Source organism: Pseudomonas shirazensis, assembly GCF_050496565.1.
Classification (GTDB): Bacteria; Pseudomonadota; Gammaproteobacteria; order Pseudomonadales; family Pseudomonadaceae; genus Aquipseudomonas; species Aquipseudomonas shirazensis_A.
This window is the reverse complement of record NZ_JBNWAE010000001.1, coordinates 344,937-358,415: the sequence shown is the minus strand read 5'-3', so window position 1 is coordinate 358,415 and position 13,479 is coordinate 344,937. Positions and strand designations below refer to the sequence as shown.

Sequence of the window (13,479 nt, the reverse complement as noted above, 5' to 3'; positions counted from 1 at the left end):
TGGACGTCGCAATAATCAAACCGTTTCACCTGATGAACGCCGCCTGAGCGGGCGCACGGGCTACAGGCGAAAAAAAACCGGCGCACCAGGCGCCGGTCTGTTTTTGCCGAAAAGCCTTACAGCCCGTCGAGCAACGCCTTGTCGCGCACAGCACCCTTGTCGGCACTGGTCGCCAGCAACGCGTAAGCCTTCAGCGCCGTGGTGACTTTGCGCGGACGCACTTCCACTGGCTTCCAGCCCTTCTTGTCCTGCTCGGCGCGGCGGGTGGCCAGCTCCTCATCGCTGACCAACAGGTTGATCGAGCGGTTGGGGATGTCGATCAACACCTTGTCGCCATCGCGCACCAGACCAATCGCGCCACCGGCTGCGGCTTCAGGCGAAGCGTGGCCGATCGACAGGCCCGAGGTACCGCCAGAGAAGCGGCCATCGGTGAGCAGGGCGCAGGCCTTGCCCAGGCCTTTGGACTTCAAGTACGAGGTCGGGTAGAGCATCTCTTGCATGCCCGGGCCGCCTTTCGGGCCTTCGTAACGGATGATCACGATATCGCCGGCCTGCACTTCGTCGGCCAGAATGCCGCGTACAGCGCTGTCCTGGCTTTCGAAGATCTTCGCATTGCCTTCGAACACATGGATCGACTCATCAACACCGGCGGTTTTCACCACGCAGCCATCGAGGGCGATGTTGCCATACAGCACGGCGAGGCCGCCTTCTTGCGAATAGGCGTGCTCGAAGCTGCGGATGCAGCCGTTTTCACGGTCGTCGTCGAGGGTTTCCCAGCGGGTCGACTGGCTGAACGCGGTCTGCGTCGGGATGCCTGCCGGACCGGCCTTGAAGAAGGTGTGCACGGCCTCATCGTCGGTCTGGGTGATGTCCCACTTGGCAATGGCTTCTTCCATGCTCGGGCTGTGCACGGTCGGCAGGTCGGTGTGCAGCAGGCCGCCACGGGCCAGCGAGCCGAGGATGCTGAAGATGCCGCCGGCGCGGTGGACGTCTTCCATGTGGTATTTCTGGATGTTCGGCGCCACCTTGCACAGCTGCGGCACCTTGCGCGACAGCCGGTCGATGTCACGCAGGTCGAACTGGACCTCACCTTCCTGGGCAGCAGCGAGCAGGTGCAGGATGGTGTTGGTCGAGCCGCCCATGGCGATGTCGAGCATCATGGCGTTTTCGAACGCCTTGAAGTTGGCGATGTTGCGCGGCAGCACTGAGGCATCGTTGCCGCCGTAGTAGCGCTTGCACAGCTCGACGATGGTACGGCCGGCAGTGAGGAACAGCTGCTCACGGTCGGAGTGGGTGGCCAGGGTCGAACCGTTGCCAGGCAGGGCCAGACCGAGTGCTTCGGTCAGGCAGTTCATCGAGTTGGCGGTGAACATGCCGGAGCACGAGCCACAGGTCGGGCAGGCGCTGCGCTCGTACTCGGCGACTTTTTCATCGCTGGCGGTAGAGTCGGCAGCGATGACCATGGCGTCGACCAGGTCCAGGCCGTGGCTGGCGAGTTTGGTCTTGCCGGCTTCCATCGGCCCGCCGGAAACGAAGATCACCGGGATGTTCAGGCGCAGGGCGGCCATGAGCATGCCAGGGGTGATCTTGTCGCAGTTGGAGATGCACACGATGGCGTCGGCGCAGTGGGCGTTGACCATGTACTCGACCGAGTCGGCGATGATCTCGCGGCTGGGCAGCGAATAGAGCATGCCGTCGTGGCCCATGGCGATGCCATCGTCGACCGCAATGGTGTTGAACTCTTTGGCCACGCCACCGGCGCGCTCGATCTCGCGGGCGACCAACTGGCCCAGGTCCTTGAGGTGCACATGCCCCGGGACGAACTGGGTGAACGAGTTGGCGATGGCGATGATCGGTTTCTTGAAGTCTTCGTCCTTCATCCCGGTAGCGCGCCACAGGGCACGGGCACCGGCCATGTTGCGGCCGTGGGTGGAAGTCTTGGAACGATAATCAGGCATGAAGCACTCCTGGCGGCTGAATCAGGTCAGAAAAAAGGGAAGTGAGCTTCTCTTGTCCTTTGCACCGCAGGCCGGTTGCCACTGGCACGGATGAGGTCGAAAACACTACGGGATCGCCGCAAGCTCGACCAGAGCTCATAAACCCGCCGGGGATGACTGGCGATGAATAGGCCGATTCTACACCGCTGCGGCCGTGAAGGGAGGCCGATGTGCCGGGTGGATATCGGCTAGGTGTTGGCCGAACTGTCGTAGGAGCTTTCCTAAATGGGTACAACCGGGCAATTGCGTGCTGACGTCCCCGCATCAGCTGCCTATTATCGCCGCGCCGCATGTGCGGCTCGACGAGATACACCCTCAATGGACCTTCCCAGTTTTCAGTTCATCACGAACCTGCATTCTGGCACTGAGCGCGCTGGCGCCAGGGCTGCCGAAGGCTTGCACCTGAGAGGGTGAGGGGCTGCAGGCGCCCGCGTCGGCGCCTGGAGACACCGCATGCACTACTCCCCTGATTTTGTAGAGGCGCAAGCCAACCAGCGCCGCGCCGCCCAGGCTCGACGTGACCAACTGCTGCAGTTGCAGCGTTATCCCATCGGCACCGCCGGCGCGCTGATGATCAGCCACTACTCGAGCCTGGACAGCGGCTTGAGCGCCAGTCAGGCAATCGACATGCTGCGCCGCGAGGCGGCCGATGCCGAAACCATCTACCAGTCCTATGTGCTCGATGAGCAGCGCAACCTGCTCGGCACCGTGTCGCTGCGCGAGCTGATCCTGGCCGCGCCCGAGGCGGCAATCGAGCAGGTCATGGTCCGTGAGATCATCAGCGTCAGCGTGCACACCTTGCAGGAAGAGGTGGCGCGGTTGATCCGCCTGCACGACTTGCTGGCGGTGCCGGTACTCGACGACGGCGGCCGCCTGGTCGGCCTGGTGACCTGCGACGAGGCACTGGATGTGGTGGTGGAAGAAGCCACCGAAGACTTCCACAAGGGCGCGCTGATCGCCAATCACGTCGGCAACCTGCGCGACGCCACGCTGGGGCTGCTCTACCGCAAGCGCGTGCTGTGGCTGGTGTTGCTGGTGTTCGGCAACCTGTTCTCGGGCGCAGGGATCGCGGCCTTCGAGGAAACCATCGCTGCGCATATCGCCCTGGTGTTCTTCCTGCCATTGCTGGTCGACAGCGGCGGTAATGCCGGTGCGCAATCGGCGACGCTGATGGTACGGGGCCTGGCGACGGGCGAAGTGGTCATGGCGGACTGGCTGCGAATGCTTGGCCGCGAGTGCGGCGTAGCCCTGGCGCTGGGTGCGACCATGGCAGTGGCGGTGGCGTCGCTGGGGATGTTGCGCGGAGGTGCGGACATCGCCTTTATCGTCGCCAGCAGCATGCTGGTGATCGTCTTGATCGGCAGCCTGATTGGCATGAGCCTGCCGTTTCTGCTCAGCCGGATCAACCTCGATCCAGCCACGGCGAGTGGGCCGCTGGTGACGTCGGTGGCTGATGCAGTGGGGGTGTTGATCTACTTCGGCATTGCTTCCCAGGTGCTGGATATCTGAGCAGCAGCGATGACAGCGACCAGGCGTCGCTGTCATCGCGCTCAGGCCAGCGGCTTAGCTGTTGGGCAGCAAGCGGCAGGTGATGCTCTTGATGTAGCGGGTTTCAGGGATCGCCGGGTGCACCGGGTGATCAGGACCCTGGCCGCCGCGCTCGAGCAACTGCAGGTTGCGGTCGAGGTGACGGGCGCTGGTCAGCAGGATGTTGTTGAGGTCGTCATCGGGCAAGTGCATCGAGCACGAAGCGCTGACCAGAATGCCGTCCTTGTTGAGCAGGCGCATGGCTTGCTCGTTCAGGCGACGGTAGGCGCCTTCGCCGTTTTTCAGGTCTTTCTTGCGTTTGATGAAGGCGGGTGGGTCGGCGATGATCACGTCGAAGCGCTCTTCAGCGGCCTTCAGCTCGCGCAGTGCTTCGAACACGTCACCTTCGATGCACGTCAGCTTTTCGCCGATGCCATTGAGTGCCGCGTTGCGCTCGACGCCATCCAGGGCAAAGCTCGAAGCATCCACGCAGAACACTTCGCTGGCGCCGAACACGCCGGCCTGCACGCCCCAGCCACCGATGTAGCTGAACAGGTCGAGCACGCGCTTGCCTTTGGCATACGGCGCCAGGCGGGCGCGGTTCATGCGGTGGTCGTAGAACCAGCCGGTCTTCTGCCCTTCACGCACCGGGGCTTCGAACTTGACGCCGTTCTCTTCCAGGGCGACCCAGTCCGGCACTTCACCGTAGACGGTTTCGACATAACGCTGCAGGCCTTCGGCATCGCGCGCGGCGGAGTCGTTCTTGAACAGGATGCCGCTTGGCTTGAGCACCTGCACCAAGGCAGCGATGACGTCGTCCTTGTGCTGCTCCATGGTCGCCGAGGCCAACTGCACCACGAGGATGTCGAAGAAACGGTCGACCACCAGCCCTGGCAGCAGGTCGGAATCGCCGTAGACCAGGCGGTAGCACGGCTTGTCGAACAGGCGCTCACGCAGCGACAGGGCCACGTTGAGGCGGTGCACCAGCAGCGATTTGTCCAGCTGCAGCTTGATGTCACGCGACAGCAGGCGCGCGCAGATCAGGTTGTTCGGGCTCAGCGCGACGATGCCCAGCGGTTTGCCGTTGGCCGCCTCGAGCACAGCCTGCTGGCCGGCTTGCAGGCCTTGCAGTGGGGTCGCGGCAACATCGATTTCGTTGCTGTAGACCCACAGATGGCCGGCGCGCAGGCGGCGATCGGCATTGGCTTTGAGGCGTAGGCTGGGCAGGGACATGACGTCGCTCCGGAAAAAAGAGCGGGATTATAGCCTGTTGCCCGGCCCGCCGCTGCGATGGATGACGAAGCGCTGCGCGGGCTGCAGCCGGCGCTGACACCTCAGGTAGCAATCCCGCTCAGCGCTGCCATCAAGCAGCGGTTGGTGCGTTGGGGTGCGGCGGGGTTAGAATCGGCTGACCTTATCGAGTGTGTACGTATGTCTCAGGAACTCACCGCCGAACAGATCCAGCACGCCTTGCAGGGCATCACCATACCGCCGCAGCCGCAGATCATGGTCGACCTGCAGTTCGAGCAGTACATGCCCGACCCGGATCTGGAAACCATCGCCAAGCTGATCGCGCAGGATCCGGGGCTGTCGGGGGCCTTGCTCAAACTGGTCAATTCGCCGCATTTTGGCCTGAGCAACAAGATTGGCTCGATCCAGCGCGCGGTCAACCTGCTCGGCAGCCGCTCGATCATCAACCTGATCAACGCGCAGTCGATCAAGGGCGAGATGAGCGACGAGACCATCGTTACCCTCAACCGCTTCTGGGACACCGCCCAGGACGTTGCTATGACCTGCCTGACCCTGGCCAAGCGGGTCGGCATTCAGGCAGCGGACGAAGCCTACACGCTGGGCCTGTTCCACGATTGCGGCGTGCCGTTGATGCTCAAGCGCTTCCCCAGCTACATGGAAGTGCTCGAAGAGAGCTACGCGAAAGCCGATGAGCTGACCCGCGTGGTCGATACCGAGAATCGCGCGTTCAACACCAATCATTCGGTGGTGGGGTATTTCACCGCCAAGTCCTGGCGCCTGCCCGAGCACATCAGCGCTGCCATCGCCAATCACCACAATGCGCTGGCGGTGTTCCGCGACGAAACCTCGCGCAATACCCAGAGCCAGCTGAAGAACCTGCTGGCAGTGCTGAAGATGGCCGAGCACATCTGCTCGTCGTATCAGGTGCTGGGCAATCAGTCGGTCGACCATGAGTGGAATGCGATCAGCGCGCTGGTGCTCGATTACATCGGCCTGTCCGACTACGACTTCGAGAACCTCAAACAGACCATTCGCGAACTGGGTGGGCGCTGACCGATGCCTGAATTGCCAGAAGTCGAAACCACCCGCCGGGGGATTGCGCCGTATCTTGAGGGGCAGCGCGTCAGCCGCGTGGTGGTGCGCGAGCGGCGTCTGCGCTGGCCAATCCCGGAGGACCTCGATGTGCGCTTGTCCGGGCAGCGCATCATCAGCGTCGAGCGGCGGGCCAAATACCTGTTGATCAACGCCGAGGTCGGCACGCTGATCAGCCATCTGGGCATGTCAGGTAACCTGAGGCTGGTCGAACTGGGTTTGCCAGCGTCTCGCCATGAGCACGTCGATATCGAACTCGAGTCCGGGCTGGCGCTGCGCTACACCGACCCGCGCCGCTTTGGTGCGATGCTCTGGTCGCTCGATCCGCTCAAGCATGAGCTGCTGCTGCGGCTGGGGCCGGAGCCACTGACCGAGCTGTTTGACGGTGATCGCCTGTTCAAGCTGTCACGTGGGCGGGTGATGGCGGTCAAGCCGTTCATCATGGACAACGCGATAGTGGTCGGGGTGGGCAACATCTACGCCACCGAAGCGCTGTTCGCCGCCGGCATCGATCCGCGCCGCGAGGCAGGCGGTATATCCCGTGGGCGTTATCTGAAGCTGGCGCTGGAGATCAAGCGGGTGCTGGCGGCGGCCATCGAGCGTGGCGGCACCACCTTGCGCGACTTTGTTGGCGGCGATGGCCAGCCGGGTTATTTCCAGCAGGAGCTGTTTGTCTATGGTCGTGGCGGCATGCCCTGCAAGGTATGTGGCACGGACCTGCGCGAACTCAAGCTGGGCCAGCGCGCCAGTGTGTATTGCCCGCGCTGCCAGCGCTGACGCCGCTCAGGGCAGCACCAGTGCCTGGCCAACCCCACGCGGATCACTGGCAGCTTCGAGGCTGCCAGCCTGCTTGTTCCAGTACAGCACCTGCTGGTTGCCATAGCTGCGACCAAGATCCTTCAGGCGATAGCCGCGCGCTTGCAGCTGGGCTTGCTCGCCAGCACTGAACGCCCCCGGCTCGTGCTCGACCACATCGGGCAGGTACTGATGGTGATAGCGCGCAGTGGCCGGCCAATCCTGCACCGGTTGGCCCTGCAAAAAGCCCATCATCGACAACAGCACCATGCTCGGAATGCGGCTGCCGCCTGGTGTGCCGAAGCTGGCGAACTGGGTCGGGCTTTCGATAAAGCTTGGGCTCATGCTCGACAACGGCCGCTTGCCCGCCGCCACGGCATTGGCCTGACTGCCAGCCAGGCCATAGCTGTTGCTGCCACTTGGGTCGGCGGCAAAGTCGTCCATTTCGTTGTTCAGTACGACGCCGGTGCCGGCCACGGTGAACGCCGCACCAAACGGCAGGTTGACCGACAGCGTCGCGGCAAGGGCATTACCCTCGGCATCAATCACTGCAAAATGCGTGGTGTGATCGCCTTCGCGCCAGGCCGGCGCGGGCGGCAGGGCACTGCTTGGGGTGGCTTGATAGACGTCGATGCCGTCCGCCAGACCGGTCAGGTAATTGCGTGCCAGCAGCATGTTGATCGGGTTGCTGACGTAATCGGGATCACCCAGCAGGCCGCGGTCGCGGTAGGCGCGGCGCAACACTTCCAGCACATAGTGGCTGCGCTGGACCGGCTCGGCGCTCTGCCACGGCAGGCGCTGGAGCATCGCCAGGCTTTGCGCCAGAGCAACGCCGCCGGCCGAGGGCGGCGGGCTGCTGACCAGCTCGCGCTGGTCGGCCAGCTTGAAGCGCAAAGGCTCGCGCCAGACGCTGCGATAGCTGGCCAGGTCGTCCAGGCTCCAGATGCCGCCCGCCTGGCGTACCCCGGCCACCAACTGCTGCGCCAGCTGGCCGCGATAGAAGCCATCGCGGCCGTGCTTGGCAAGCTGTTGCAGGGTAGCTGCCAGTTCTGGCTGGCGGATCAGTGTGCCCAGTGCCGGCACCTGATTGTCACGCAGGAACAGTCGCGCGCTCTGTGCATCGTCACGCAACGCTGCAAGACGCATCTGCGCCCGGTCGCGATAGACCCGGTCAACGGCAAAACCTTCGTTAGCGAGGCGAATGGCCGGCGCCAGGCTGTCCTTGAGCGGCAGCTTGCCGTGGGTGCTGGCCAGATCAGCCAGGGCTTGCGGCAGGCCAGGGATGGCAGCGGCCAATGGGCCATTGATCGACAGGCTCGGGCTGAGCTTGCCATCTTTCAGGTACATGTCAGCGGTTGCGGCGGCGGGGGCACGCTCGCGGGCATCGAGAAAACGGTAGCGGGGCGTCTCGCCGGCTTCACGCAGCAGGAAGAAGCCACCACCGCCCAGCCCGGAGCCGTAAGGCTCGACCACGGCCAGCGCAGCGCTGACAGCAATGGCGGCATCGAAGGCATTGCCGCCCTGTTCGAGGATCAAGCGGGCGGCAGCGGTCGCTTCGGCGTGCGGGCTGGCAATCGCAGCGCGGCCAGGCGCCTGGGCCTGGGCGGCCGTCGCCAGCAGTGTGACAACCGCTCCAAGCGCCGCCCGGCGCAAACCGCGCAGGCTGATCACTAGGCTTTGCCAGTGATCCGCTGATATTTGGCCATCAACTCGTCGGTGGTTTCCGGGTGCGCTTCATCCAGCGGGATGCAGTCAACCGGGCAGACCTGCTGGCACTGCGGCTCGTCATAATGGCCAACGCACTGGGTGCACAGGTTCGGATCGATCACGTAGATCTCTTCACCTTGGGAGATGGCAGCGTTCGGGCACTCGGGTTCGCAGACGTCGCAGTTGATGCAATCGTCGGTGATGATCAGGGACATGGGGGCTCCGGCCGGGGCTCTGGGCCCGGGCATGTTTCAGACCTAATGGCCGCAATTGTGCCGCAATCGCGCCCGCAGTGCACGCGGGCGCGACGTTCAGGCGCTGCAGATCACTTCTTGAAGCGTTCGGTGAGGGCCTCGGCCACTGCTGGATGAACGAACTTGGTGATGTCTCCGCCCAGTGCGGCGATCTCCCTGACCAGCGTCGAGGAGATGAACGAGTAACGTTCCGAAGGCGTCAGGAACAGGCTTTCGACGTCGGGCGCCAGTTGCCGGTTCATGTTCGCCAGCTGGAACTCGTACTCGAAGTCCGACACTGCACGCAGGCCGCGCAGGAACACATTGGCGTTCTGCTCCTTGGCGAAATGCGCCAGCAGACTGGAGAAGCCGATGACCTCGACATTGGGCAAGTGGCTGGTGACTTCACGCGCCAGAGCGACCCGTTGTTCCAGCGGGAACAGTGGGTTTTTCTTGGGGCTCGCCGCCACGGCGATGATCACGTGATCGAACAGGCGCGAAGCGCGCTCGACCAGGTCGCCATGGCCCTTGGTAATCGGGTCGAAAGTACCCGGGTACAACACTCGGTTCATCGCGTCATCCTGGCTGGAGTGCGTTGGGGAGTCGGATGGTAGCGCAGCGACTGCGCCCGGCCAAGTCGCACGGCCTGACCAAGGCACTATAGACAGTCCGGGCAGGGCTTGTCATGCGCGCGCGAGTCAGCGAATGAACAGCTTGTAGACCAGCCGTTGCAGTGCCTTGCCGTACGGCGGATAGATCAGCCGGGCCAGATTGAGCCGCTGTTTACTCAGTACTGCCCTGGCGTTGCTGAAGGTCAGGAAGCCGTCGTGGCCGTGATAGCGGCCCATGCCCGAAGGCCCGACGCCGCCGAAGGGCAGGTCATCCTGGGCAACATGCAGCAGGGTGTCGTTGATGCACACCCCGCCCGAGTGACTGTGCTGCAGCACCAACTGCTGCTGCGCGCGGTCCTGGCCGAAGAAGTACAGGGCCAAAGGCCGCGGCCGCTGATTGACGTAGGCGAGCGCATCGTCGAGCTTGTCGTACGGCACCAGCGGCAGCAGCGGGCCGAAGATTTCGTCCTGAATGACCTGCATGTCATCGCTCACATCCAGCAGCAGGTGCGGCGGCAGGCGGCGGCCTTCGCGGCTTTCATGCGGATACAGGTCAAGCACCTGGGCACCTTTGTCGCGGGCATCCGCGAGCAAGCGCTCAAGCCGCTGCAGCTGCTGCGGGTTGATGATCGCGCTGTAGTCGCGGTTGCCGGCGATGCTTGGGTACAGCCGGCGCACGGCCTGGCGGTAGGCGTCGGCAAACGCGCCGACACGATCACGCGGTACCAGCACATAGTCGGGCGCGACGCAGGTCTGGCCGGCATTGAGCAGTTTGCCAAAGGCGATGCGCTCGGCTGCACTGGCCAGGGCTGCGCTGGGCGAAACGATGACCGGCGATTTGCCGCCCAGCTCCAGCGTTACCGGAGTCAGGTTATGCGCCGCCGCAAGCATCACCCGCCGGCCGATGCTGGTGGCACCGGTGAACAGCAGGTGGTCGAACGGCAGGCGGGCAAACGCCTGGCCGACTTCGACCTCGCCCAGTACCACGCTGACCAGATCCTCGGGAAACACCCGCGCCAGCAGCGCTTGCAGCGCAAGGCCGCTGGCCGGGGTGGCCTCACTGAGCTTGAGCATGACCCGGTTGCCCGCCGCCAGCGCCCCGGTCAATGGGCCAATGGCCAGAAACAACGGGTAGTTCCACGGCACGATGATGCCGACCACACCCAAAGGTTGGTACTCCACCCGGGCACTGGCCGGCTGAAAGGCCAGGCCGACCTTGCGCCGCGAAGGCCGCATCCAGCGCTGCAGCTGGCGCTCGGCATCGCGCAGGCCTTGCACCGTGGGCAGCAGCTCGGCCAGCAGGGTTTCATCAGCGCTACGCCCGGCAAAGTCAGCGTCGATCGCATCGATCAAGCGCTGCTGGTCTGCCAGCAATGCTTCGCGCAGGCTCTTCAGCCATTGCCGGCGCTGCGCGGCAGGTGGTGACGGGTTGGCCGCGAACGCCTGTCGCTGCAGGGCGAACATCGCTTGCAGGTCGAGGTCGGAATGCACAGGAGGCGCGCTCAGGGTTGAAGACATCACAGGCTCCGCGAGGCCGGACAGGTGCTAGAGCTTGTACTCTAATTCGATCAGGATTTCGACCCGTCAGCGGCCTTCAATCGTGCAACCGTGGCTGGATTGACCGTAAGATGCGGTATCGAACTGCCCGTAACCTGGAGCTGAGCATGGCCCCACGCATCAACACCCGTGAGCGCATCGTGCAAAACAGCCTGGAGCTGTTCAACCAGCAGGGCGAGCGCAGCGTCAGCACCAATCACATCGCTGCGCACATGGAAATGTCGCCCGGCAACCTGTACTACCACTTCCCCAACAAGCAGGCGATCATCGCCGTGCTGTTCAGCCAGTACGAAGAGCTGGTCGACAGCTTTCTGCGCCCGCCCCAGGGCCGCGCGGCGACCGTCGAAGACAAACGCTTCTATCTCAAGGCACTGCTCGCGGCGATGTGGAACTTCCGCTTCCTCCACCGCGACCTTGAGCACTTGCTCGAAAGCGACCTGGAGCTGGCCGCCCGCTACCGGCGCTTTTCCCAGCGCTGCCTGTTGCAGGGCCAGGCGATCTACCGCGGATTTGTCGATGCCGGCATCCTCGCCATGCTGCCCGCGCAGATCGAATCGCTGACCATCAATGCCTGGATCGTGCTGACTTCGTGGGTGCGCTTTCTCAGTACCACCCGCGAGCATTCGGCGCATCTGGGTGAAGAAGCCTTCAAGCGCGGCGTCTATCAAGTGCTGGTGCTGGAGCTCGGTTTTGTAACCGCCGACGCTCGCGCCGCCGTCGACGCTTTGTGCGATGAATTTCACATACCGTTCAATCAGGCCCTGGCGCACTGACGCCTTGCTGCCATTCGATCAGGAGATTGCCATGCCTCTCGCGCAGTTGATCACCCCACAGCAGTTGGCCGAGCGCCTCGACTCGCCTCAGCTGGTGATTCTGGACTGTCGTTTTGCTCTGGAAGACGTTGACTATGGCCAGCGCAGCTATGCCCAAGGGCATATAGCCGGCGCGCATTTTGCCGATCTGGAGCGCGACCTGAGTGGCAAGGTGGTCAAGGGCGAGACCGGCCGCCATCCGCTGCCGGACCCGCAACGGCTGGCCGAGCGCCTGCGCGAGTGGGGTGTGGATAACCACAGCGAGGTGGTGCTGTATGACGACGGCCCTGGTGCCTTCGCGGCGCGCGCCTGGTGGCTGCTGGCCTGGTTGGGCAAACGCGACGGTGTGTCGATTCTTGATGGCGGGCTCAAGGCCTGGCATGCGACGCAACTGCCGCTGAGCCTGGACCCGCCGGACAAGCGTGAAGGGAGCTTCAGCGGTGAAGCCGACATGCAGTTGTTGATCGATGCCGAGCAGTTGCTGGCCGAGCTGGGCAAGCCCGAGCTGACTTTGCTCGATGCCCGTGGCTTGCCGCGTTTTCGAGGCGAAGTAGAGCCGATCGATCCAGTGGCAGGGCATATTCCGGGTGCCAGATGCGCGGCATTCACCGACAACCTGGGCGCCGATGGCCGTTTTCTGCCGGTTGAACAACTCAAGCAGCGCTTTGCCGAACAGTTGGCCGGGCGCGCGCCAGAGCAACTGGTTGCCTATTGCGGTTCCGGGGTGACGGCGTGTCATAACCTGTTTGCCCTGGCGCTGGCCGGCTATCCGTTGGGCCGCCTGTATGCAGGTTCCTGGAGTGAGTGGATCAACGACCCGCAGCGTGGCGTGGCCACTGGCGACTGAGGCCCTCAGCGCTTAACCGCGCTCGGCCAGCCACTGCGGAATGCGTCGCTCAAGGTAGTACTCAGGCTTGCGCAGGCTGCCTTCGACAAAGCCCACATGCCCACCGCGAGCATGCAGCTCGAATTCGGTCTGCGCCGGCAGCTCTTCCGGCGTCGGCAGGCTGTGGGTGAACACGAAAGGGTCGTCCTTGGCGTGAATGATCAAGGTCGGTGTGCGGTTGTCACCCAGGTAATAGCGGCTCGATGCCCGCCGGTAGTAATCGTGGGCGTCGGCAAAGCCGTGCAGCGGCGCGGTGACCTTGCCGTCGAAATCCCAGAACGTACGCATCTTGCCCAGCGCGCCCAATTGCTCGATCTGCTCCAGCCCCTGCTGCTGGCCGGTGGCACGAAAGTGCTGCTGCTTGTGCTGCACATAGGCGAGCATCTCGCGCATGAAGTGCGCTTGATAGACCTTGGAAAAGCCCAAACCGATGCGGTCGGCGCACTGGTCCAGGCGAAACGGCACCGACACCGCCACGGCCGCCTGCAACTGACTGGCGCTGCCGCTTTCCCCCAGGTATTTGAGCAGCACATTGCCGCCCAGCGAATAACCCACCGCATACAACGGCGCCAGCGGCCGTTGCGCCCGCAGGTGCTGGATGATCTCGGCGAGGTCTTCGCTGGCGCCAGAGTGATAGCTGCGCGCGAGCAGGTTTGGCTCCCCCGAGCAGCCGCGCCAGTTGACCGCAACGCTGGCCCAGTTGCGCGTCTGCAGGGCCTGCTGCAAGCCCTGCACGTAGTGCGAACTGGAAGACCCGGTGAGGCCATGCAGAACCACCACCAGCGGTGCATCCAGCGTGTGCGGGCCGTGCCAGTCGAGGTCGATGAAGTCACCATCCTCAAGCCACAGCCGCTCACGGCTGCGCGCCAGCGCCGGCAGCTTGCGCCAGAGCGGGCCCCACAGGGTTTGCAGGTGAGGGTTGGTCAGGCCGGTGGCCGGGCGAAAAGGGGCGATGTGGCTGGGCATGCTGGGCGGCTCGTGATGTGCCTGCCTAGAGTGCCATGAAACACC

12 protein-coding genes are annotated in these 13,479 nt (G+C 63.9%); 5 read left to right on the top strand and 7 right to left on the bottom strand.

Features of this window, described 5'->3' with window-relative positions; all coding sequences use genetic code 11:
• Positions 1-116 precede the first annotated feature (116 nt).
• Complete coding sequence (gene ilvD, locus ACQZ2L_RS01530; protein WP_430324450.1) at positions 117-1,958, bottom strand: dihydroxy-acid dehydratase; 1,842 nt, start codon at positions 1,956-1,958, stop codon at positions 117-119.
• A 492-nt stretch (positions 1,959-2,450) separates the two neighbouring features.
• On the opposite strand from ilvD, the gene mgtE reads away from it, so the two are divergent.
• Entirely contained in the window at positions 2,451-3,506 is a 1,056-nt protein-coding gene (mgtE, locus tag ACQZ2L_RS01525; RefSeq protein WP_430324449.1) for a magnesium transporter, read from the top strand.
• Between the two features lie 54 nt (positions 3,507-3,560).
• Here the strand turns inward: mgtE and ACQZ2L_RS01520 are convergent, their stop codons facing one another.
• Positions 3,561-4,757, bottom strand: coding sequence for a class I SAM-dependent rRNA methyltransferase (locus tag ACQZ2L_RS01520; protein ID WP_430324448.1), 1,197 nt, complete (start codon positions 4,755-4,757; stop codon positions 3,561-3,563).
• 252 nt (positions 4,758-5,009) lie between these two features.
• On the opposite strand from ACQZ2L_RS01520, the gene ACQZ2L_RS01515 reads away from it, so the two are divergent.
• Positions 5,010-5,828, top strand: coding sequence for an HDOD domain-containing protein (locus tag ACQZ2L_RS01515; protein ID WP_430324742.1), 819 nt, complete (start codon positions 5,010-5,012; stop codon positions 5,826-5,828).
• A gap of 3 nt (positions 5,829-5,831) precedes the next feature.
• Entirely contained in the window at positions 5,832-6,644 is an 813-nt protein-coding gene (gene mutM / locus ACQZ2L_RS01510; protein WP_314877036.1) for a bifunctional DNA-formamidopyrimidine glycosylase/DNA-(apurinic or apyrimidinic site) lyase, read from the top strand.
• Positions 6,645-6,650: 6 nt separating this feature from the next.
• On the opposite strand, the gene ggt is transcribed toward mutM, so the two are convergent.
• The 4 genes from ggt to ACQZ2L_RS01490 all read right to left on the bottom strand — a co-directional run bounded on the left by ggt (position 6,651) and on the right by ACQZ2L_RS01490 (position 10,731).
• A complete protein-coding gene (gene ggt, locus ACQZ2L_RS01505; RefSeq protein WP_430324447.1) occupies positions 6,651-8,333 on the bottom strand; it encodes a gamma-glutamyltransferase in 1,683 nt (560 codons plus the stop codon).
• Complete coding sequence (locus ACQZ2L_RS01500) at positions 8,333-8,584, bottom strand: YfhL family 4Fe-4S dicluster ferredoxin (RefSeq protein WP_101315429.1); 252 nt, start codon at positions 8,582-8,584, stop codon at positions 8,333-8,335. Before ACQZ2L_RS01500 ends, ggt begins: the two co-directional genes overlap by 1 nt.
• Before the next feature lie 110 nt (positions 8,585-8,694).
• Positions 8,695-9,174 (bottom strand): pantetheine-phosphate adenylyltransferase, encoded by a 480-nt coding sequence (gene coaD, locus ACQZ2L_RS01495; protein ID WP_101315431.1) that lies wholly within the window; start codon positions 9,172-9,174, stop codon positions 8,695-8,697.
• 126 nt (positions 9,175-9,300) lie between these two features.
• Positions 9,301-10,731 carry a coniferyl aldehyde dehydrogenase gene (locus ACQZ2L_RS01490; protein ID WP_430324446.1) on the bottom strand — a complete coding sequence of 477 codons (1,431 nt, stop codon included), beginning with the start codon at positions 10,729-10,731 and terminating at the stop codon, positions 9,301-9,303.
• A 146-nt stretch (positions 10,732-10,877) separates the two neighbouring features.
• Here ACQZ2L_RS01490 and ACQZ2L_RS01485 point away from each other — a divergent pair, with 146 nt between their 5' ends.
• Both ACQZ2L_RS01485 and ACQZ2L_RS01480 read left to right on the top strand, forming a co-directional pair.
• Entirely contained in the window at positions 10,878-11,543 is a 666-nt protein-coding gene (locus ACQZ2L_RS01485) for a TetR/AcrR family transcriptional regulator (protein WP_430324445.1), read from the top strand.
• A gap of 31 nt (positions 11,544-11,574) precedes the next feature.
• Positions 11,575-12,429 carry a sulfurtransferase gene (locus tag ACQZ2L_RS01480; RefSeq protein ID WP_430324444.1) on the top strand — a complete coding sequence of 285 codons (855 nt, stop codon included), beginning with the start codon at positions 11,575-11,577 and terminating at the stop codon, positions 12,427-12,429.
• 12 nt (positions 12,430-12,441) lie between these two features.
• Here ACQZ2L_RS01480 and ACQZ2L_RS01475 read toward each other — a convergent pair whose 3' ends face one another.
• Entirely contained in the window at positions 12,442-13,434 is a 993-nt protein-coding gene (locus ACQZ2L_RS01475) for a hydrolase (protein ID WP_430324443.1), read from the bottom strand.
• Positions 13,435-13,479: the final 45 nt, after the last annotated feature.